The organism is Enterobacter sp. DSM 30060 (assembly GCF_013375955.1).
GTDB classification, from domain to species: Bacteria; Pseudomonadota; Gammaproteobacteria; order Enterobacterales; family Enterobacteriaceae; genus Enterobacter; species Enterobacter intestinihominis.
On the sequence record NZ_CP056118.1, the window covers coordinates 2,349,930 to 2,370,247 of the forward strand.

Here is a 20,318-nt window from a genome sequence, read left to right on the forward strand (position 1 = left end):
AACGGCTGGGGGCACAAAAAGGGGCATATTTTTGAGTTAGCAATATTAAATTCTTTTGTATCAATTAGTTATATTGTGTTTTGAGTCCGGCCTTCGCACTCATCCTCTAAACACCTCCCTACGATGCCACTCTACATATCCCTCCTTTGGATAGTTCCCTTTCACCATCGGCAACGCAATCTGCTTCCCGGCAAAATCCCAGAACACCCGCCCAACAATCCCGCCCCCATTCACCGCCTCGGAAACCAGCACCCGCATACTCTCATCCAGCCCAATCGATCCCTTATCAAACGCCTTATGATGAATCGCACACAGTGCCAGTCCGTTCGGGATCTCACACGGCCCGCCAAACTGCTTCCATTTAATATGCGCGGCTTCAAGTCCAACGGTGGCATTATCATGCCGCATGTTGAATCCGCAGATGGCACATTCATAGTTATAAGCGCGAAGCACCTGTTGGCGGAACAGCGGATCGCGAACCTTACGGATTTGCTGGATATCAAACCCCATCTCATCCGCGATCTCCTCCTGAATGCTTTCAGGAAAGTGCGCTTCAAGGATCTGCTGCGCCAGCGAGCCGATCAGATATTTGTTCTTATTCAGCAGCGCAAAGTGTTTTTCATCAAACCCGCCTGCAACGTTATGTTCCACAAGTTCTTTAACAGGCGGTTGCTTACTGCCAGCGGTCGAACAAAACTCAGTGTTCTGAAGATCTCAAAAACCGTCCCCTTTGAGCCGCCAGAAAGGCATATTCGTGTAATGCGCCTTCCGCTGTGGGCCAAAGCGTTCTAACAGGCTAAGCAACTGCTCGTGGACCTCGGTTCCGTAATTAAACAATCGTGCATGCCCCTGCTGATAGTTCGCCAGCACGTAGAGAAGCAATAAAGGCTTATGCGGGGCACATTATTCGCCTTTGCGCCAGATGGTGATGTTGGCGATTGCCTGTTCGAGAGTTTTGCTGGAAGCCATCGCGTTACGGAAGAAGGTAAATAATTGCGATGATGCTCGCAAAATCCAGACCAATCAATCCACAATCAAAAAATATGACCTTAACGAACCCAACCCTATTTACTGAATCCCCCTCGCAAATTCCAAATTTTCCCCACACCAAACCGCTGTATTTATATTCAGTCCTGTATAATGAGCACCAGAAATTACGCCGAAGGGCAAAGAAAGTATCAAACAGAATTTAATGAGGAATTCGCGATATGAAGGTGCTGCAACACCCCCATACCGCTAACCACAAACAACTATGAAGGAGTTGAAAATGGCTGCGACGAATTTTAAGCCAGAGTTTACTGTTTGCAAAACAGAATCAGACGCCTTCACCAGCATGATTGAAAATCGCGAGCTGGTACGCAAAAACAGCGCCCGCCGTCTGCACGGCAACCCGCCCAACGCGGCGCCCGTCCACCCTCGCGCGGAAACGCCGCAGGACAGTGCCGCTTGCTGCGAACTGTATGCACGCATAGACATGAAATACCTTCTCCTAGGCGGCGACTGGTTAACCCGTGCAGGCTTTATCAACGGTATGCCTGTGAAAATCCGCGCCATGAAAGACTGCATCGTGATTACGCCACAGCATACAAGAGAATTATGGGGATGTCTGGAAGGTATGAGTGTGGTGAATATAAATAAGCAGAAAGTCGCCCAGTGGTTAAAAACGTTTCCGGGAGCGCTGAATGATACGGGAGATATACCTATGGTGAAGCGCGGAAATGGTCTGGCAAAGTAAGAATAATATCTAAAATATCCCTTCATTAATCATGTAAAAGGATAAGTTAATACGGGCTTGAATACGCATGCCCGTATTTTTCCTTTTTTAAATGCATTATCTAACTCCGCTGGTGCACTCAATAAATCGGTTGTAACATTCTCCGCAAAGCGACAGGGAGGATTGCTATGCAGATTTGTAGGATGGATTACAACGATGTCTCAGCCGATGGACGAAGGCTGAAACTACACGTCTATGGCGTTGGGACATTTCCCGTTTTTTCAGGGATAGAACCCGTAACCAATATTGCTGAGTGTGCCTTTATCAGGAATGCTGCATTACCAGTGGGTACGTACTGGATCGTTGATGCACCGGAAGGCAGTATTGCTAATCGGGTTGAGCGGTTTGTAAAAGACTTCAAGAACGGGACCGATCATTCTGAATGGTTCGGCTTGTTTAATGCTTCGACCATGGCTGATAACGTATTTGTGAATGGGGTCGACAGAGGCTCATTTCGACTTCATCCATTGAGGCCGAATGGTGAGGGAGAGTCGTGGGGATGCATAACGTTTTATAATATCCCTGATTTTCAACTGGTCAGACAATCTTTGCTTGCACGTAAGAAGATTCGTGTTCCTGGTGGTAAAGGGTTGATGGCATATGGACGTATTGATGTGAAAGGAAGGGCTGATTATGCTTCATGCAAAGTTAAAAAATAATATCCTGATTGGTCTGGCATGCCTCATTGCTTCCTTCTTTATCGTCCTGTTTCCTCTGGGAGGCTTGCTCGATTACTTGTCTCAAGCCAGCAATGATTTTTTAAATCGCACCGGTTTGGGGTTTGCTGATGGTGAAGCAGACCCATCATTCCTGTGGGTGTTGGGGGGGATGATGGTCGTCGTTACCGCGCTACTGATGATTATCATCCGAAAGATATGCAACCTGAAGCAGGGATGAAATATTTCATAGCCGCTTTCTAAAACAATTAAGCGGCTTCATGCCAATCCCACGCACTCCACCGCTAAACCTACTTTAACTAAACACCGGCACCCCCAGCCCCACCTTCACCTCCCTCAACGTCGCCTGCGTCACCCCCTGCGCCCGTTCCGTGCCGCGCTTCAGCATCGTCATTAACTCGCCCTTGTCACGCATATACATCGCCCTCCGCTCCCGCATCGGCGCAATCAGCTCCTGCAAACACCCCTCCAGCTCGTTCTTGCACGCCCGATCCCCCAGCCCGCCCGCCTGATAGTGCGCCTTCATCGCTGCCACTTTCTCCTTGTCCGGATGAAACGCGTCGAGGTACGTAAACACCACGTTCCCCTCAATCTGCCCCGGGTCGCTCACCTTCAGGTGGTTCGGGTCGGTGTACATGGCGCTGACCGCACGGTGAATCGTCTCTTCGCTGGCCGAAAGGTGCAGCGTGTTGCCCAGCGATTTTGACATCTTGGCGCCGCCGTCGATGCCGGGCAGGCGGCTGGTGTCGCTCAGCATCGCCTTGCAGTGGCGCAGCACCGGGGCGGGCAGCAGGCTGTTCATCTTGTGCACAATCTCATTGGTCTGCTCAATCATCGGCAGCTGGTCGTCGCCGACGGGCACGCACTCGGCCTTGAACGCGGTGATGTCCGCCGCCTGGCTGATGGGGTAGGCCATAAACCCGACCGGCAGCGAGCGGGCGAAGCCCTTCTGCGCAATCTCGTTTTTCACCGTCGGGTTACGCTCCACGCGGGCGACGGTGACGATATTCATATACAGCATTGTCAGCTCGGCGAGGGCGGGCAGGGCGGACTGCAGGCAGATCGTGGTCATATTCGGGTCGATGCCCGCGGCGAGGTAGTCGGCCAGCACTTCGGGGATGTTGTCGCGAATTTTTTGCGGGTTGCTGCCGTTGTCGGTCAGCCCCTGAAGGTCAGCAATCAGCACAAACTGGTTGTGCGTCTGCTGAAGCGCCACGCGCTGGCGCAGCGATCCGACGAAATGACCGAGGTGCAGTGGGCCGGTTGGGCGGTCGCCGGTGAGGATGGTTGGTGTGTTCATAAAGACTCCTTAATGTGCAATTGCCAAAAGGGGTCTTAGAAAAGTGAAAGCCGCCTTTCGGCGGCTATCAGAAAATGGGGAAAACTACTCCGTGCCGCCTTTAAGAAGGCAGCCACCAGCGGTTTACGGTGAGCACGGCGTGGTTTATGTTCATCTCTTTACCGTACCACGTCCGGCGCGAAAAACAAAAGGGCACGTCATGCTGCAATCTCTCAACCATCTGACCCTCGCGGTCAGCGACCTGCAAAAAAGCGTCACCTTCTGGCACGAGCTGCTGGGGCTTGCGCTGCACGCCCGCTGGAATACCGGGGCCTATCTCACCTGCGGCGATCTGTGGGTCTGCCTGTCGTACGACGAGGCGCGCCAGTACGTGCCGCCGCAGGAGAGCGACTACACGCACTACGCGTTTACCGTGGCGGAAGCGGATTTTGAACCGCTCTCGCAAAGGCTTGAGCAGGCGGGCGTCACCGTCTGGAAGCAGAACAAAAGCGAGGGGGCGTCGTTCTATTTTCTCGACCCGGACGGGCACAAGCTGGAGCTGCACGTGGGTAGCCTCGCCGCGCGGCTGGCGGCGTGTCGCGAGAAGCCATATGCGGGCATGGTATTTACTTCAGACGGGGCTTGAGGCGCGCACCTTCAGCCTGCCCGCCAGCGTCACGTGCGTGGCGGCATTTTCCTGATTGCACAGGTACTCCACCGCCAGCCGTCCCAGCTCGCTGTAGGGCAGCTGGATACTGGTCAGCGGCGGGGTGAGCTGCTCGGAGATCTTCTGGTCGTCGTAGCCCGCCAGCAGCATGTCCTGCGGGATACGCACGCCGTTCACCGCCAGCGCCTGGTAGCAGCCAATCGCCAGCCAGTCGCTGGCACAGAAAATGGCGTCCGGGCGTTCGGTCAGTTCCAGCAGGGACGTGGTGGCGGTAAAGGACTCGCTGAACTGCCAGTTGGTCTGGCGCACCAGGCTCTCGTCACACGTTAAACCGGCCTGCTTCAATGCCGCCTGGTAGCCCGCCAGACGCTGGCGCGAGGCCTCCATCCAGCTCTCGCCGGTGATGTGGGCGATACGGCTGGCGCCGCAGGCGATGAGGTGTTTAGTCACCTGAAAAGCGTTGGCGTAGTCGTCCGGGATAAACGACGGCAGCAGCGGGGAGCCGGGGTCGCGCTGGTTGAGCAGCACCAGCGGGATGCGGGTACAGTCCTGAAATGGCGTCATATCGACGACGTTCGTGACCGGAGAGGCAAGAATAATCCCGATGCAGTTGCGCTTGTCCAGCTGGCGGATGATGTTCAGGGCCAGCTCCACGTCGTCGCCGTAGTCGTAGACGGTGAGCAACGTTTCGTTGCGCCACGCCGCTTCCCGCGCCTGGCTGATGGCGTCGATAAACGGGTCGAAGCTCTGCAACGAGCTGACCAGCAGGGCGATCTCCTCCTGGTTGCGCGGAGCGTGAATGGCAGGAAGACGGTCGTAGCCGAGCTCGGTAGCGACGTTGATCACCCGCTGGCGGGTGTCGTCGCTGAGCTTGATGTTGCGGGACTGGTTAAGCACCAGCGATACCGTCGCCTGCGACACGCCCGCCGCCCGCGCAATATCGTTCATCGTCACTTTCGTTTTTCGCTTCATCCGTCCTCTCCCTTTCGCGAATTCGCATCATACCCTAACCGCACGCTTTAGCGCCGCCGATCACGTTTCTCATTCATCGAAGCGTGAACTTTGTGAGAGGCGTCGCTTTTCTTTGCACCGCGATTTGCGCATTTATCCCGCAGCTAATATTTATTAGCTAAACATTATCAGCAAGAGGATGCGTAATGAAAGAGCAGTGGAGTAAAGAACAGGCACAGGCGTGGTATCAGCAAAAAGGCTGGCTGTGCGGGTTCAACTATCTGCCGTCGACAGCGGTGAACTGGACCGATATCTGGCAGGAAGAGACCTTCGATGCCGCCACTATCGACCGCGAGCTGGGCTGGGCGGCGGACGCGGGCTATAACACCCTGCGCATCAACCTGCCGTTCATCGTCTGGGAGCACGACCGTGACGGGCTAATGGCGCGCATCGACCGCTTTTTGACGATTGCCGACGACAACGGGTTCAGCACCATGCTGACCCTAATGGACGACTGCGGTTTCTCCGGCGACGAGCCGTACCTTGGCCCGCAAAAGCCGCCCGTACCGGGCAAACACAACAGCCAGGCGGCGGCGAGCCCGGGGCGCGACAAGGTGTGCGATCGAGACTGCTGGCCACAGATTGAGCGCTATATCCGCGACGTTATGCGCCAGTTCCGCGAGGATAAGCGCGTATTGCTCTGGGATCTGTATAACGAGCCGGGAAACCGCGGCATTTTCGCGACGGGCACGGAAGAGGTGCTGTACGACGAGAAGCTGGAGACCTGCGCGCACGAGTTGATGAAGCTGGCGTTCCGCTGGGTGCGTGAGGAAGACCCGACCCAGCCGCTTACCGTCTGCGCCTGGCGTCTGCCGGCGGAAGAGGAGGGCGAGACGTTTTATCAGCACCCGCTGGACCAGACCGCGCTGGAACTGTCGGACGTGGTGAGCTATCACGCCTACACCAATACCGGGCGCATGACGGCGATTATCCAGCAACTTCAGGCGCTGGGCCGCCCAATCTTCTGCACCGAATGGCTGGCGCGTCACGTGGGCGGCGCCATCGAAGAGCAGCTCCCGCTGATGTACATGGCAAAGGTCGCGCCGTATCAGTGGGGGCTGGTGCGCGGTAAAACCCAGACCTGGCTGCCGTGGCCGGTGGTGATGAAGGAGTCCACGGACTACTGCCGCCTGTGGTTCCACGACGTGTTCGAGGAGAACGGTATCCCGTTTTCACGCGCTGAAATCGCGCTGATGAAGAAGCTGCGCAATATCGCCCCGGATCCGCAGGGCTAATAATAACGACCCGGCGCGCTGTCGCCGGGCAACCAGGTACGCACTATGGCAATGACAATGAAAATACCGTCTCGCGAGTTATGGTCCTACTTTGGCTATGGTTTAGGTCAGTGTTTTAGCTTTGGTTTAGTGGGTTCGTTTATAAACTATTTTTACACCGACGTGCTGGGGATCTCGGCGCTGGCGGCAAGTACCATCTTCCTGATTGCCCGCGCGTGGGACGCGGTTCACGATCCGCTGTTTGCCAGCATTATGGACACCATTAACAGCCGGTTCGGCAAGTTTCGCCACTTTTTACTGATTGCGCCGCTGCTGATTACCGGCGTCACCCTGCTGGCGTTCTATAAAATCGAAGCGGACATGACCACCAAAATCCTCTACGCCGGGGTGACGTATATCCTATGGGGGACGCTGTACGCCATCTCCGATATCCCGTTCTGGTCGATGTCGTCGGTGATGACCAATGACTCCGGCCAGCGCACCCGCGCGGTGACGGCGGCAATGCTCGGGGTGAACGCCGGGATTGCCTGCGCCAATATCTTCTTCCCGAAGCTGGCGGCGTTCTTTGCCCAGTACAGCAACGATAAAGGCTACTTTATGGCGGCGCTGGTGATGATGCTGGTGGGGCTGCCGCTGATGCTCAACGGCTTTATGCAGATCAAAGAGCGCGTCCCGCCCAGCCCGGAAAAGGTGACGATGCGCGACAGCTTCCACAACCTGCGCCAGAACAAGCCGCTGTTTATCGTCCTGCTGTCGTTCTTTTTCTGCGTGTTCCATAACGTGGCGGGCGGACTGTATATCTACTTCTTTATCAACAACATGGGCGACGGCAGCCTGCAAATGGCAATTGGCGTGATGGGGATAGTGGCGGCGGTGCTGTGCCTGGTCGCCCCGCTGCTGACGCGCCGGATGCAGAAGCGGAAGCTGTTTATGATCCTCTGCGGGCTGGACGTGGCGGTGCGCATGGTGATGTGGTTCACGGGCTATCAGCACACGGCGCTGCTGTTTATCCTGCTCGGCCTGAGCACGCTGTTCGTGATGATGACCAACATCCTCACCTCGTCGATGATTGCCGACACCATCGAGTACGCGGAATACCACACCCACAAGCGCTGCGCAGCGATCACCTTCTCCGGGCAGACCTTTACCGGCAAGATGTCGGTGGCGGTGGGCGGCGGGTTAATCGGCGTGTTTTTGACGATGATCAACTATGTGCCGCAGGCGCAGATCCAGAGCGAAGGCGTACTGTCGGGGCTGTTCTTTGGCATTTGTTTGTTGCCGGCGATTGGGTCGCTGATCCGCATGGGCTTTATGTCGCGCTTTACCTTTACCGAAGAGAAGCATGCGGAGATTTGTCGGCTGCTGGCGGAGCGGAATGCGTCTGCGAAAGCGCCGGGTGCCGGCTGCGCCTTACCCGGCCTACAGGACCAGCCCTTGTAGGCCTGATAAGCGAAGCGCCATCAGGCTTCGCGTAATGACTTACAGCGACTTCACAAACGCCAGCAGATCTTCGTTGAGCTGATCCTGGTGGGTCAGCGCGAAGCCGTGCGGCGCGTTGTCGTACACCTTCAGCGTGGCGTTTTTGATCATCTCCGCCGCCAGCTTGCCGGTACTTTCAAACGGCACGATCTGGTCGTTGCTGCCGTGGATCACCAGCGTTGGCACGTCGATTTTCGCCATATCCGGGCGGAAGTCGGTGTCGGCGAAGGCGGTCACGCAATCGATGGTGCCCTTCAGGGACGCCAGCAGGGCGATGTTCAGCGTCTGCGTCAGGGCACCCGCGGAAACGGTCTGCCCGGCGTTGGTGCCGTAGAACGGGGTGGCGAAGTCGCTGATGAACTGGGCGCGATCTTTACGCAGTCCGTCTCGGATGCCGTCGAACACGCTCTGATCCACACCCTGCGGGAAGGAGTCAGATTTGCCGAAGATTGGCGTCACCGCGCCCAGCAACGCCAGACCGGCCACGCGTTCGCTGCCGTAGTTGTTGATGTAGCGGGTCACGTCGCCGCCGCCCATGGAGAAGCCCACCAGCGTTACGTCGCGCAGATCCAGGGTAGTAATCAGGTCGTTAATGTCGGACGCAAAGGTGTTGTAGTCATAGCCGTTCCACGGCTGATCCGAACGCCCAAAGCCGCGACGGTCAAAGGCGATGGAGCGGAAGCCGCGCTCGGCCAGGTAGTTCAGCTGGCTGTCCCACATGTCGCCGTCCAACGGCCAGCCGTGGCTGAAGAGGATCGGTTTGCCCGCGCCGCAGTCTTTGTAGTAAATCTGCGTGCCGTCTTTTGCCTTAAACAGTGCCATAGTGTGTTCCTGTGCAGGTGATTGTTATGGTTATACCGGCGCGACCAGATAGCGAATTGCCGGTGATGTTGTGCCCTGATGAAAAGCCAGAACGCGGCTCTGCAACAGGAGGTCATTCATGGTGTGGCGTTCCTGCTGGCGCAAATGCTCAATCCAGGAACCCATCAGGAAGGTCTCGATAAACAGCCCTGGACGTTCGATATCCTCGTACACCGCCCAGCTCATCGCTCCGGCGCGGCGGCGCACCCGGCGTAGCTCGTGCACGGCCTGCAAAAACGCTTTCGCGTTCTGTGGGTCGATGATGTACTCGTGCGACACCAGCACCGGGCCGCGCTCGTTCGGGAGTTCAATCTCCACGCCGTCCAGCGGCTGCCCGCTCAGGTCGAGATTTAAATTCGGATCTTTCTCCAGCTTCCAGCGGAACGCCGTCGCGCTTGCCAGCACCATCCCCAGCGTGGCAACCACCAGCGAGGTCGGGGTGCCGAACTGCGAGGCGATCTGCCCCCAGACGGCGCTGCCTGCGGTCATCGAGCCGAAGAACACCGTCAGATACACAGCCAGCGCCCGGGCTTTTACCCAGCGGGCGGCGCTGCGCTGTGCGCCAAGGTTGAGGGTGGAGAGCACCGCAATCCACGCGAAGCCGGTGAAGAACTCAAACAGGTTCAGCAGCCAGAAGTGGCGCACGAACGCCAGCGCCAGCATGGTGATTGCAAACGTCAGGCTGGCGGCCACCATCAGCCGATCGGCATTCAGCCGCTGGCGCAGGCGCGGCAGCAGGATCGCCCCGGCAATCGCCCCCAGGCCGATACACGCCAGCATCACGCCGTAGCCCGCCGGGCCTAAGCCCAGCTCGCGGCGCGCCACCAGTGGCAGTAACGCCCAGCCCGCGCTGCCGAAAACGAAGAACGCCACGGTACGCACCAGCACGTTGCGCAGCACCGGGGCGGCGTGCACGTAGCGAATGCCGGACCGCACCGCCGAGAAGAAGTGCTCCGGCGGCAGCCGCTGCACGGAAGGCGCCGGACGCCAGCGCCACAGCACCCACGCCACGCCGACCACGGATAGCGCGTTAAGCGCAAACACCATCCACGGCCCGGCCAGCGACAGCAGGAAACCGCCCAGCGCCGGGCCAATCGCCCGGCTGATGTTGACCCCGAGCGAGTTAAGCGCCACGGCGGAACCCAGCTCGGGCTTGCTCACCAGGTCAGGCACAATCGCCTGAAACGGCGGCGAACTCATGGCCGCGCCCACGCTCAGCAGAAACGTTGCCGCCAGCAGAACGGTGGGGGTGACGTGTCCGGTAAAAGAGAGCAGCGTCAGCCCGGCAGCGGCGATGAATACCCATAGCTGGGAGAAGAGCAGGTATTTTCGTCGGTCAACGATGTCCGCCATCACCCCGGACGGCAGGGCGAAGAGGAACATCGGCAGGCTGCTGGCCGCCTGCACCAGCGCGATATCCAGCGGATCGGCGCTGAGCGTCAGCATGCTCCAGTTGATGCCGACGTCGCTCATCCATGAGCCGACGTTAGAGACCACCGTGGCGATCCACAGCATGCGGAACACCGGCTGGCTCAGCGGCTGCCAGGGCGAAGCCGCCGATGCGGGCGTCGTCTCGACGTGTGCGTCGCGAACGTCGTTAACCTGGGTCATGCGAACCTCTCCGTCGTCTTACGCTGCAGCCGCCACTGGCCCGGTCCGGTGAGGGCGAGGGTGGTGAAGATAATCAGCAGCAGCCAGCCAAACTGCCCTTCGGCAATCGACCAGTCCGGGTGCACCGCCAGCATCGCCACCAGCAGTACGGCGATAATCGGCAGGCACGCCAGGCGGGTGTAAACCCCTGCAATGATAAACAGCGGGCAGATGACCTCGGCGACGATCGCCGGGATCAGGCTCGCGTAAGGTCCGAAACCAAACGGATCTTCGATGCGCGTCAGCTCTTCGCTGAAGTGGAGCACCTTCGGCAGGCCGTGCACGTACAGCAGCAGCAGGCTGCCGGTCAGGCGCAGGAAGAACAGCCCCGGATCGATCCGGGGCGAAGCGTCATTATGTTTCATCAGAATGCAAAGCAGCTGCAGCCCAGCGCCCCCCAGAAAGCGTTATCGTCGGACACCGGCATCTCTGACGTGCGGGCGAAATCATGCTGGTGGCTATGAACCCCGCACGGGCCGCTGCAGTGGTGGACGGCGCTCATGCCGACGCGTGCGGCCTGCGGCGGCGCGCTGCGGTAGTGGCCCGGCACCTTCACCACCGGGGACCACTCGGGCAGGACCGGAATGGCGGGCGGCGCGAGCGGGCCAAAGCTGCCAGCGGCGTAGACGATATCGCCGTTGACCACGGTGAGGACGGACTCGATGCCCTTGATCTCCTCTTCCGGCACGCGGAAGTAATCTTTGCTGAGCACCGCCAGATCCGCGAGCTGGCCCGTTTTGATCTGCCCCTTCTGGTTCTGCTCGCTGGAGAACCACGCGCTGCCCTGGGTCCAGAGCATCAGGGCGGTATCGCGATCCAGACGGGCGCTGTGATCGTACATCTGCATCCCGCCAACGGTGCGGCCGGAGACCAGCCAGTAGAGCGCGGTCCACGGGTTATAGCTCGCCACGCGGGTGGCGTCGGTGCCTAAGCCCACCGGCACGCCGGTCTCCAGCATTTTCGCCACCGGCGGCGTGTGGCGGGTGGCTTCGATGCCGTAGCGCTCGGCAAAGTATTCCCCCTGGAAGGCCATGCGGTGCTGGACGGCAATGCCGCCGCCGAGTGCTTTGATGCGGTCGATGTTGGCCTGGGTGACGGTTTCGGCGTGGTCGAAGAACCAGTGCAGCCCGTTGAACGGAATGTCGCGGTTCACCTTCTCGAACACGTCCAGCATGCGGCTGATGGATTCGTTATAAGTAGCGTGCAGGCGGAACGGCCAGCGGTGTTCGACCAGATGGCGCACCACGCGCTCCAGCTCGTCCTCCATGCCCGGCGCGAGATCCGGGCGCGGCTCGAGGAAGTCTTCAAAATCGGCGGCAGAGAAGACCAGCATCTCGCCCGCGCCGTTGTGGCGGAAGAAGTCGCTGCCCTGGCCCGGCGTGAGCATGTCGGTCCATTTTTCAAAGTCTTCCAGCTCGTGGCCCGGACGCTGGGTAAACAGGTTGTAGGCGATGCGGATGGTCATCTGCTTTTTCTCGTGCAGCTCGGCAATTACCTCGTAATCTTCCGGGTAGTTCTGGAAGCCGCCGCCTGCGTCGATGGCGCTGGTCAGCCCCAGGCGGTTCAGCTCGCGCATGAACTGGCGCGTGGAGTTGACCTGCTGCTCCAGCGGCAGCTTCGGCCCTTTGGCGAGGGTTGAGTACAGGATCATGGCGTTCGGGCGGGCGATCAGCATCCCGGTCGGGTTGCCGTTGGCGTCGCGCTGGATCTCCCCGCCCGGCGGATTCGGCGTGTCCCTGGTGTAGCCGACCACCTTCAGCGCGGCGCGGTTGAGCAGGGCGCGGTCGTACAGGTGCAGGATAAACACCGGCGTATCCGGCGCGGCGTTGTTAATTTCATCCAGCGTCGGCATACGGCGCTCGGCAAACTGGAACTCGCTCCAGCCCCCCACCACGCGCACCCACTGGGGCGACGGCGTGCGCAGGGCCTGCTCTTTCAGCATGCGCAGGGCATCTGCCAGGGACGGTACGCCTTCCCAGCGCAGCTCGAGATTGTAGTTCAGCCCGCCGCGGATCAGGTGCAGGTGCGAGTCGTTCAGGCCGGGGATAGCGGTGTGGCCTTTTAAGTCGACCATCTTAGTGCCGTCGCAGTGGTGTTGCATCACCTCGGCGACGGTGCCCACTTCCAGGAATTTCCCGTCGCGCACGGCAACGGCTTCCGCGAGAGGGTTCTCGCGATCGACGGTGTGAAACTGGCCGTTAACCAGAATGAGATCGGCTTTACCGAGGGTAACCATAACTGCTCCAGACTGAGAGGGGAATGGTCAGGATTATGGGAACCGGTTTCGGGAAAGATCCAGTTATACAATAGGATAGGTATACCAAAGTATAACTATACCTTAGGTTAACTATACGAAGAGATAATTACGCGCCGGCGGCGTGGGTCATAGGATGAATGCGATTTTATCGGCGTGCTGTTCGCGGCGATTTTAACCTTTAACCTCACTGGATAATCTTATGACCACTACAAAGCTCGAAGTCTTAACCCCAGCCAACTGTCAGATCATTTTCATCGACCACCAGCCGCAGATGGCGTTTGGCGTGCAGTCTATTGACCGCCAGGTGCTGAAAAACAACACCGTGGCGCTGGCGAAAGCGGCAAAAGTGTTCAACATCCCGACCATCATCACCACCGTAGAGACCGAAAGCTTCTCCGGTAACACCTATCCGGAGCTGCTGGATGTGTTCCCGGGCCAGGACATCCTGGAGCGTACCTCCATGAACTCCTGGGACGACCAGAAAGTGCGTGACGCGCTGAAGGCTAACGGCAAGAAGAAGGTGGTTGTCGCGGGCCTGTGGACCGAAGTGTGCAACAACAGCTTTGCCCTGTGCGCGATGCTGGAAGGCGACTACGAAATTTATATGGTGGCGGACGCGTCCGGCGGCACCTCCAAAGAAGCCCACGACTTCGCGATGCAGCGCATGATCCAGGCGGGCGTGATCCCGGTGACCTGGCAGCAGGTGATGCTGGAGTGGCAGCGTGACTGGGCGCATAAAGAGACCTACACCGCGGTGATGGATATCGTGCGCGAGCACTCCGGTGCGTACGGCATGGGCGTGGATTACGCCTACACCATGGTGCACAAAGCGCCGTCTCGCCAGAAGAGCGAGCACCGTACCTTAGCGCCGGTTCCGGCACGCTAAATCCCGGCGGCGGGCTGGTCCCTCATCCGGCTCGTCACTGCCTTTTTCTCTGGAGTTCACAATGAGTACAGGGTTGATATCCCTCGCGGCAGGCGTGCTGATTGGCCTGATGTATGCCGTGCTGAAGGTGCGTTCCCCCGCGCCGCCCGCGCTGGCGCTGATTGGCCTGCTGGGTATGCTGGCAGGGGAACAGGCGATGCGTCATCTTTTATCCCGCGACAATCCCGCGGGCGTGCAGGTGACGGTTCCCCACGTTCAGCACCTGACCGGAGCGTCATCATGAAGGCCTGGATTATTTCGCTGGTGTGCGGGGTCGCGGCTGGGGTAATTTACGCCCTGCTCGACGTGCATTCCCCGGCGCCGCCGGTCGTCGCGCTGCTTGGCCTGTTCGGCATGCTGGTGGGTGAACAACTGATCCCCATCGGACGGCGTCTGGTGAGCCGCGAACCGCTGACCCTGGCCTGGTTTCGTCATGAATGCGTACCGAAAATCAGCGGTACCGCGCCCCCAGCGCCCGCGAAGGAAAGCCGCGACGCGTAACGAATTGTTTGAGGAAAGACAGCATGACGCTGCCGTGGCGCATTGCCATCATTGATGACGAACGCTCTGTTCGCAGCGGGCTCAGTAACCTGCTGCAATCGGAAGGGTATGCTACCGATACCTTCGATTCGGCAGAGGTGTTTTTGAGCCACCCTCTCGCCCTGTCCGGCGCGTCGCTGGTGATCACCGACATCAAGCTGCGCGGCATGAACGGGATCGAGCTGTTTGAGAAGCTGCGGTTGCTGGCCACGCCGCCGCCGCCAATACTGTTTATCTCCGGCCATGCGGATGAAAATATGCAGCGGTATGCACTCAGCCTGGGCGCCGCTGCATTTTTGCGTAAGCCGATTAACATCGATATTCTGCTGGATCATATTCAGCGGGAGCTGACCCGCCGACAATAAGGATCGCGGATGAACGAACAAACGTCGCCTGCATTTTGGCCCGCCCGGGGAAGTCTCCATGAAGGGCGGGCTTTTGTTCTGAAAGAGGATGTTATTTTTACCGTGCTGGCGCAGGAGGGCGGCATCTCCTGGATGAACGGGCGGCATCCCCAGTCCGGCGGTTCGTTTATTATTGCCACCGCGGTCAGCGATGAAGAAGAGGAGCGGGCAACGCGGCTGCTTAAAAACGAGTTTGCCCTGCGCGATCGACTTCATGACGGCTGGGCTATCCGGCCCGTCGCTTCAACCCAGTACCGCGGACGTTTTGCGCTGGTCTACGCGCCGTTCTGCTTTGAACTGCTGGCGTGCCGGGCAGGTAAGGCGATTTCCGGGATCGCCCGCTTTATTGAGATGGCGATCCGCATCTGCGGTCCCCTGCGCCAGATGCATCTGCACAACCTGATCCACGGCGATATCAAACCCGGGTCGATCTTCGTTCATCACGACGCCACCAGCCGTCTGTGCAGCTTTGGTCTTTCCTGCGCCACCTCCGACGCATTCTCCCAGTCCCGGCTTGCCGCGTCTGGCGGCACGCCCGCCTACATGTCACCGGAACACACCACGCGTACCCGGCGCGCCGTCGACAGCCGGAGCGATCTCTACAGTCTGGGTATCGTGCTTTATGAACTTCTGACCGGGCGATTGCCGTTTGAACTGAGCGCTGATGATCAGACTAACTGGGCGCATTACCACATTGCCTCTGAGCCGCTTGCGCCGGGCCGGGTGCGTCCGGACGTACCCGGCATGCTCTCGACCATTATCCTTAAGTTGCTGGAGAAGAATCCGGAGAATCGCTATCAGACCGTCGACGGGCTGATTGCCGACCTCAGGCGCTGCCAGGCGACGCTGACCGCCGAAGGTGAGATCGTCGACTTTATTCCCGGCCAGCAGGATCGCTCTCCGGCGATCCATCTTGCCGATTCGCTTTTCTCTGCGCATCCGCAGGCCAGCGACGTCATCGCCGCGTTTGAGCGGGTCAGCCAGAGCGGTGCGCCGGAACTGGTGACGATTGGCGGTCCGTCGGGGATCGGTAAATCTTCCGTGATCGCCACCACGCTGAAATCGCTGCAACAGCGCAAAGTGCTGCTGGCGGTGGGCAAGGTCGATCAATACTCTCCCACGCTGCCCTACGGCGTGCTGAGTTCGGCGTTTCGGACGCTCACGCTGCACCTGCTCGGGCTGCCAGCCGGGGAGGTGGCGACATGGAAAATCCGCCTGTCGCGCGCGCTGGAAGGCTTCGAGGAGCTGGCTGTCAGCCTGGTGCCGGAGCTGAATTTATTTCTTGAGAACAAACCGCGTTTCTCTGCGGATACATTTTCCATCGACGCGCGGGCGCGCTTCAGCCATATGGTGCTGGCGCTGGTGAAAACCTTCGCCACCCAGGGCGCGCCGCTGGTGCTGCTGCTGGATGATGTGCAGTGGATCGACGCCGCCAGCCTGCAAACGCTCGATTACCTGCTGCGCGCCTGCGGCGCCATCCCGCTGCTGGTGGTGGTGGCGCACCGCGATCTCAGTTCGCTTTCTGATCCCAGCTTGCAGACCGCGCTGGCGAGCCTGCCGGAGGCGGCGCAGCATGCCATGACGATCGTGCCGCAGCCGCTGTCGGTGAAGGCCGTGGCACGTTGGCTCGGGGGGATTTTTCATGCCCGCAGTACCGGTACCTCCGATCTTGCCACGCTGATCCATGAAAAAACCGGCGGCAACCCGCTGTTCGTTCAGGAATTTTTCCGCCGCATCGTCGATGACGGACTGGTGGTGCACAACAAATATCAGGGGAAATGGCATTACGATCTCCAGGCCATCCGCGCCCGGCATTACACCGAGAACGTGGTGACGCTGGTGCTTGAACAGCTCAAGGAGATGCCCGACGAGACGCGCCGCCTGCTGGGCAGCATCGCCTGCCTCGGCTGCACGGGCGAGCTGGAGATGCTGTGCCGCGTGGTGGGGCAGTCGGCGGCGGAAATCCGCTACGCCCTTCATCCGGCGGTTACCGCTCAGCTGATTGTGCTGACGGAGAAAGCGTACGCTTTTACCCACGATCGGGTGCAGGAAGCCGCCTTTGCCCTGCTGGATGAGGGCGAGAAAAGCCATCTGCACCTGACCACCGCCAGCCTGCTGGCGGATGCCGCGCGGCAGACGGCGGGTAACGAACTACTGTTCCGCGCGGTTCACCACGTCAGCGCCGCGCTGGACTGCATCCAGCCTGCGCCGCAGCGCCAGAGATTCCGTGAGCTGAGCCTCCAGGCCGCGCGGCGTGCGAAGCGTACCGGCGATTACCTTTCCGCCTTAAGTTACATCCAGACCGCCAGAGCGCTGGGGAACGCGGGTCCGGTCTCGGACTTTATGCTGGATATCGAAGAGGCGGGCTGTGAGTTCGCGCTCGGGCACCTAGAGCGCACGCGCGCGCTGTGCGATACGATCCTCGGCTCACCGGGCGGGCTGACGGAGAAAGCGCTGGCCGCTAACCTGCTGGCGGAAGTCTATATGCGCCAGTCGGAGATCCGCCTGGCGCTGGAGGCGTCGTTATGCTGGCTGGGCGTGTTCGGGATCCAGATCAGCCGCTACCCGGAAAATGCCGAATGTGACGAGGCCTGGCAGCAGTTCTGTCAACGCACCGCCGACGCGCCGCAGAACCCGTTTACTCAGCTTAAGCTGATGGAGAGCGCGGAGACCGAAGCGGTAATGAACCTGCTTTACAGCGCCAGTATTTTCGCCAGCTTTACCTGCCCGCGCCTGCACTTTTTACTCCTGTGCCGGATGATGCACCTCACGCTCGATCGCGGCATAACCGGCGCATCCACCACGGCGATGGCCTGGTTTGGCGTGCTGATTGGCCACCGCTACGCCGAATACCGTCTCGGGTTTGAGTACGGCACGCTGGCTCGCGAGCTGGTGAACCGCCACGGCTATGATGCCTATGAAGCTAAAACTCTGCTGCCGCTCGACCAGCTCAGCGTCTGGACCCAGCCGCTGTCGTACACTATCGAGTGCGCCAAGGCCTGCTTTACCTCGGCGGTGACCCACGGCGACATGACGATGGCCTGCTTCGCGGCCTGTCACCAGATCATTAACTTCCTCTCCCGGGGCGATCATCTGGACGGCGTGTTGACCAGCATCGATCGCGGTCTGGCCTTTGTGCGTAAAACGGATTATCAGGACATTGAAACCGTTCTGCACATTCAGCGCCGCTACGTGGAGTTTTTACGCACGCCGGTGACGGGCACATGGAGCGCCGCCCAGGCGCTGCCTGACGATCTGCTGCCCGCACCGCCGGAGCAGGCGCCCGAGCAGACCTCGACCATGCTGTTCTGGTACTGGCTCTATCGCGGGATGGCGCACTTTACCTGCGGCGAATACGCCGACGCGCAGGCGGATTTAGAGAGGGCGGGCTGGTATGCGTGGTCCGCGCCGGGCCATATCCATCTGCTGGATTACCATTTTTACAGCGCGCTGGCGCTCTCCCGCCAGCTCACGCCGGAGACCTTCTCGGCGGATTATCGCCGCAGTATTCATCACCATTACGACAAAATTGCCCTCTGGGCGCGGATCAATCCGGGCACGTTTGCCGATAAAGAGGCGCTGATTTATGCCGAAATCGTCCGTCTGGACGGCATGAACAGCATCGCGCTGGAGCAGTATGAAAAGGCGGTGCGGCTCTCGCGGGAGGGCGGGTTTAACCCGATCAATGCCCTGGCCCACGAGCTGGCAGGGCGTTTCTCGCTGGCCTGCGGCTACCCGACCGCCTCCGACGCCCATTTCCGCGGTTCGATTGCCGCCTGGGGCCGCGCCGGGGCGCAGGCCAAGGTGCGTCAGCTGGAGCAGGATTTTCCGCATCTGCTGGCCTCCGGGCAGAGCCGCGCGTACGACACCGTGGCATTTGCCCAGAACGAGGTGATCCGCGATTTACAGAGCGTCATCAAAGCCTCACGCGCCTTGTCCGAAGAAATCAACCTCGAGCGTTTAATTGAAAACCTGATGACGCTGCTGCTTGAACGGGCCGGGGCGCAGCGTGGCCTGCTGCTTCGCGTCAGCGATAATCACATCCCGGAGATCGAAGCCAGCGCCTGGACCAGCACCGACGGGGTGCGGGTTCGCATCCTGAAAGAGACACCGATGGCGACGGACATGCCGCTGTCGGTGCTGGCCGCGGTGATCCGCACCGGGCAGGAGATCCGCACCGGCAAACCGGAGGAATTTCACCCGTTCAGCCAGGATCCTTATCTGGTGACGTCCGGCGCCGCCGTGATGTGCGTGCCGATGTTCAAACAGGCGCGACTGGTGGGGGTGCTGTATCTGGAAAACCGCCTGATGCCGGAAGTGTTTACCGCCGAACATTCGCGCGTGGTCAGCCTGCTGGGCGCGCAGGCGGCGGTTTCGCTGGAGACGGCACGGCTCTACGCCGAGCTGCTGGCGGAAAACATCCACCGCCGACGGGTGGAGAAAGAGCTGCGCGCCAGCCAGACCTCGCTGATGCTGGGTGAGCAGATCAGCCATACCGGCAGCTGGCGCTGGGAGCTGGTGCAGGATCTGATGTTTATGTCCGAAGAGTACGCCCGTATTCTTGGCCTGCCGGAGCAGCAAAAGATGATCTCAATGGCGGAGTTTTTGACCTTCGTGCATGAGGATGATTATGGCCGGATCGGTAACCTCGTTAATCAGAGCGTGCGTGACGGGCAGTCGATGCGCGCGGAGTTTCGCATTATCCGCACCGACGGCTCCGTTCGCTACATCCTCGGGATTGGCGATCCGGTGGGCGTGGGCAGCGAGGTGAATGAGTATTACGGCATCATTACCGACATCACCAGCCAGCGGGCGGCGGAAGATGCGATGCGGGTGGCGCAGGCGGATCTGGCGCGAGTCTCACGGGCCACCACCGTCGGGCAACTAACCTCCTCGATCGCGCACGAGATCAACCAGCCGCTGATGTCGATTGTCTCGAACGCCGGCGCGAGCCTGCGCTGGCTCAACCGCGATCCGGCGCGGCTGGACAAAGTGCGCGAGGGGCTGGAGGAGATCGCCGCCGAGGGCGAGCGGGCAGGGGAGATCATCCGCAGCATTCAATCTCTGACGCGCAAACAGGACCCCACGTTTACGCGCATCGATCTGCACTTCCTGATCCACCACATCATTATGCTCTCCCGCAGCGAACTTGAGCTGCGACACATAAGCGTTGATTATCTCCTGAACGCTGACGACAGCTTTATCATCGGCGACAGCGTGCAGATCCAGCAGGTGCTGCTTAACCTGGTGATGAATGCGATGGAAGCGATGGCGGAAGTGACGGATCGCCCGTGCAGCATCACGATCGCCACCGCGAACTGCGCCGAAGGGAAGGTGATCTTTGAGATCGCCGATACCGGCAGCGGCATTGAGCCGGAGCTCACCGAGCGGATCTTTGACTCGTTCTATTCGACCAAAGCGCAGGGAATGGGGATGGGGCTGACCATCAGCGCCAGCATCATTGAACGGCATCGGGGAAAACTGAGCGCGCGCCGCAGAGAGCCGTACGGCACGGTGTTTACCTTCGCGTTGCCGCTTGCCGGACAGGAGGCGTAACGG

17 protein-coding genes and 1 pseudogene are annotated in these 20,318 nt (G+C 59.7%); 11 read left to right on the forward strand and 7 right to left on the reverse strand.

The window, feature by feature from the left end; all coding sequences use genetic code 11:
• Window positions 1-99 precede the first annotated feature (99 nt).
• Window positions 100-969, reverse strand: a pseudogene (locus HWQ15_RS11205) (phosphorothioated DNA-binding restriction endonuclease).
• 298 nt (window positions 970-1,267) lie between these two features.
• Here HWQ15_RS11205 and HWQ15_RS11210 point away from each other — a divergent pair.
• The 3 genes from HWQ15_RS11210 to HWQ15_RS11220 all read left to right on the forward strand — a co-directional run bounded on the left by HWQ15_RS11210 (window position 1,268) and on the right by HWQ15_RS11220 (window position 2,671).
• The gene (locus tag HWQ15_RS11210; protein ID WP_074142911.1) at window positions 1,268-1,735 is read left to right on the forward strand and encodes a SymE family type I addiction module toxin; all 468 of its coding nucleotides are present in this window, start codon (window positions 1,268-1,270) and stop codon (window positions 1,733-1,735) included.
• Window positions 1,736-1,902: 167 nt separating this feature from the next.
• Complete coding sequence (locus tag HWQ15_RS11215) at window positions 1,903-2,433, forward strand: DUF2778 domain-containing protein (protein ID WP_063146617.1); 531 nt, start codon at window positions 1,903-1,905, stop codon at window positions 2,431-2,433.
• The gene (locus HWQ15_RS11220; protein WP_063146616.1) at window positions 2,408-2,671 is read left to right on the forward strand and encodes a hypothetical protein; all 264 of its coding nucleotides are present in this window, start codon (window positions 2,408-2,410) and stop codon (window positions 2,669-2,671) included. Before HWQ15_RS11215 ends, HWQ15_RS11220 begins: the two co-directional genes overlap by 26 nt.
• A 75-nt stretch (window positions 2,672-2,746) precedes the next feature.
• On the opposite strand, the gene trpS is transcribed toward HWQ15_RS11220, so the two are convergent.
• Window positions 2,747-3,751, reverse strand: coding sequence for a tryptophan--tRNA ligase (gene trpS / locus HWQ15_RS11225; RefSeq protein ID WP_063149617.1), 1,005 nt, complete (start codon window positions 3,749-3,751; stop codon window positions 2,747-2,749).
• A 199-nt stretch (window positions 3,752-3,950) separates the two neighbouring features.
• Here trpS and fosA point away from each other — a divergent pair, with 199 nt between their 5' ends.
• Window positions 3,951-4,376, forward strand: coding sequence for a FosA/FosA2 family fosfomycin resistance glutathione transferase (fosA, locus tag HWQ15_RS11230; RefSeq protein WP_032625316.1), 426 nt, complete (start codon window positions 3,951-3,953; stop codon window positions 4,374-4,376).
• Here fosA and HWQ15_RS11235 read toward each other — a convergent pair.
• Window positions 4,362-5,369: a LacI family DNA-binding transcriptional regulator gene (locus HWQ15_RS11235; RefSeq protein WP_063149616.1), complete on the reverse strand. Its 1,008-nt coding sequence runs from the start codon at window positions 5,367-5,369 to the stop codon at window positions 4,362-4,364. The genes fosA and HWQ15_RS11235 overlap by 15 nt on opposite strands.
• Before the next feature lie 185 nt (window positions 5,370-5,554).
• Between HWQ15_RS11235 and HWQ15_RS11240 the strand changes: the two genes are divergently transcribed.
• Both HWQ15_RS11240 and HWQ15_RS11245 read left to right on the forward strand, forming a co-directional pair.
• Window positions 5,555-6,643 carry a cellulase family glycosylhydrolase gene (locus HWQ15_RS11240; RefSeq protein ID WP_063149615.1) on the forward strand — a complete coding sequence of 363 codons (1,089 nt, stop codon included), beginning with the start codon at window positions 5,555-5,557 and terminating at the stop codon, window positions 6,641-6,643.
• A 45-nt stretch (window positions 6,644-6,688) separates the two neighbouring features.
• Entirely contained in the window at window positions 6,689-8,083 is a 1,395-nt protein-coding gene (locus HWQ15_RS11245) for an MFS transporter (protein ID WP_063149614.1), read from the forward strand.
• Between the two features lie 39 nt (window positions 8,084-8,122).
• On the opposite strand, the gene HWQ15_RS11250 is transcribed toward HWQ15_RS11245, so the two are convergent.
• From HWQ15_RS11250 to HWQ15_RS11265, 4 genes are read right to left on the reverse strand one after another with little or no spacing between them, the layout of a single operon-like run.
• Window positions 8,123-8,944: an alpha/beta fold hydrolase gene (locus tag HWQ15_RS11250; RefSeq protein WP_063149613.1), complete on the reverse strand. Its 822-nt coding sequence runs from the start codon at window positions 8,942-8,944 to the stop codon at window positions 8,123-8,125.
• 30 nt (window positions 8,945-8,974) lie between these two features.
• Window positions 8,975-10,594, reverse strand: a complete 1,620-nt coding sequence (locus HWQ15_RS11255; RefSeq protein ID WP_063149612.1) for an MFS transporter — start codon at window positions 10,592-10,594, stop codon at window positions 8,975-8,977.
• Window positions 10,591-10,998: a DoxX family protein gene (locus HWQ15_RS11260; RefSeq protein WP_032625334.1), complete on the reverse strand. Its 408-nt coding sequence runs from the start codon at window positions 10,996-10,998 to the stop codon at window positions 10,591-10,593. Before HWQ15_RS11260 ends, HWQ15_RS11255 begins: the two co-directional genes overlap by 4 nt.
• Window positions 10,998-12,869: an amidohydrolase gene (locus HWQ15_RS11265; RefSeq protein ID WP_063149611.1), complete on the reverse strand. Its 1,872-nt coding sequence runs from the start codon at window positions 12,867-12,869 to the stop codon at window positions 10,998-11,000. Before HWQ15_RS11265 ends, HWQ15_RS11260 begins: the two co-directional genes overlap by 1 nt.
• A gap of 220 nt (window positions 12,870-13,089) precedes the next feature.
• Between HWQ15_RS11265 and HWQ15_RS11270 the strand changes: the two genes are divergently transcribed.
• The 5 genes from HWQ15_RS11270 (at window position 13,090) to HWQ15_RS11290 (ending at window position 20,315) form a co-directional block, all read left to right on the forward strand.
• Window positions 13,090-13,776, forward strand: a complete 687-nt coding sequence (locus HWQ15_RS11270) for a hydrolase (RefSeq protein WP_022646922.1) — start codon at window positions 13,090-13,092, stop codon at window positions 13,774-13,776.
• A 61-nt stretch (window positions 13,777-13,837) separates the two neighbouring features.
• Complete coding sequence (locus tag HWQ15_RS11275) at window positions 13,838-14,059, forward strand: DUF1427 family protein (protein WP_022646923.1); 222 nt, start codon at window positions 13,838-13,840, stop codon at window positions 14,057-14,059.
• Entirely contained in the window at window positions 14,056-14,316 is a 261-nt protein-coding gene (locus HWQ15_RS11280) for a XapX domain-containing protein (RefSeq protein ID WP_006810276.1), read from the forward strand. The genes HWQ15_RS11275 and HWQ15_RS11280 overlap by 4 nt, the downstream gene beginning before the upstream one ends.
• Window positions 14,317-14,339: 23 nt before the next feature.
• Window positions 14,340-14,720, forward strand: coding sequence for a response regulator transcription factor (locus tag HWQ15_RS11285; RefSeq protein ID WP_006810275.1), 381 nt, complete (start codon window positions 14,340-14,342; stop codon window positions 14,718-14,720).
• Window positions 14,721-14,729: 9 nt separating this feature from the next.
• On the forward strand, window positions 14,730-20,315 hold the full coding sequence (locus tag HWQ15_RS11290) for an ATP-binding sensor histidine kinase (protein WP_063149610.1): 5,586 nt from the start codon (window positions 14,730-14,732) through the stop codon (window positions 20,313-20,315).
• The last annotated feature ends 3 nt before the right edge of the window (window positions 20,316-20,318 follow it).

Coding starts and splice junctions, on each gene's coding strand:
- HWQ15_RS11215 (WP_063146617.1), top strand. CDS start 1,903: ATGCAGATTTGTAGGATGGATTACAACGATGTCTCAGCCGATGGACGA.
- HWQ15_RS11270 (WP_022646922.1), top strand. CDS start 13,090: ATGACCACTACAAAGCTCGAAGTCTTAACCCCAGCCAACTGTCAGATC.
- HWQ15_RS11260 (WP_032625334.1), bottom strand. CDS start 10,998: ATGAAACATAATGACGCTTCGCCCCGGATCGATCCGGGGCTGTTCTTC.
- trpS (WP_063149617.1), bottom strand. CDS start 3,751: ATGAACACACCAACCATCCTCACCGGCGACCGCCCAACCGGCCCACTG.
- HWQ15_RS11285 (WP_006810275.1), top strand. CDS start 14,340: ATGACGCTGCCGTGGCGCATTGCCATCATTGATGACGAACGCTCTGTT.
- HWQ15_RS11245 (WP_063149614.1), top strand. CDS start 6,689: ATGGCAATGACAATGAAAATACCGTCTCGCGAGTTATGGTCCTACTTT.
- HWQ15_RS11275 (WP_022646923.1), top strand. CDS start 13,838: ATGAGTACAGGGTTGATATCCCTCGCGGCAGGCGTGCTGATTGGCCTG.
- HWQ15_RS11280 (WP_006810276.1), top strand. CDS start 14,056: ATGAAGGCCTGGATTATTTCGCTGGTGTGCGGGGTCGCGGCTGGGGTA.
- fosA (WP_032625316.1), top strand. CDS start 3,951: ATGCTGCAATCTCTCAACCATCTGACCCTCGCGGTCAGCGACCTGCAA.
- HWQ15_RS11240 (WP_063149615.1), top strand. CDS start 5,555: ATGAAAGAGCAGTGGAGTAAAGAACAGGCACAGGCGTGGTATCAGCAA.
- HWQ15_RS11255 (WP_063149612.1), bottom strand. CDS start 10,594: ATGACCCAGGTTAACGACGTTCGCGACGCACACGTCGAGACGACGCCC.
- HWQ15_RS11235 (WP_063149616.1), bottom strand. CDS start 5,369: ATGAAGCGAAAAACGAAAGTGACGATGAACGATATTGCGCGGGCGGCG.
- HWQ15_RS11220 (WP_063146616.1), top strand. CDS start 2,408: ATGCTTCATGCAAAGTTAAAAAATAATATCCTGATTGGTCTGGCATGC.
- HWQ15_RS11250 (WP_063149613.1), bottom strand. CDS start 8,944: ATGGCACTGTTTAAGGCAAAAGACGGCACGCAGATTTACTACAAAGAC.
- HWQ15_RS11265 (WP_063149611.1), bottom strand. CDS start 12,869: ATGGTTACCCTCGGTAAAGCCGATCTCATTCTGGTTAACGGCCAGTTT.
- HWQ15_RS11210 (WP_074142911.1), top strand. CDS start 1,268: ATGGCTGCGACGAATTTTAAGCCAGAGTTTACTGTTTGCAAAACAGAA.
- HWQ15_RS11290 (WP_063149610.1), top strand. CDS start 14,730: ATGAACGAACAAACGTCGCCTGCATTTTGGCCCGCCCGGGGAAGTCTC.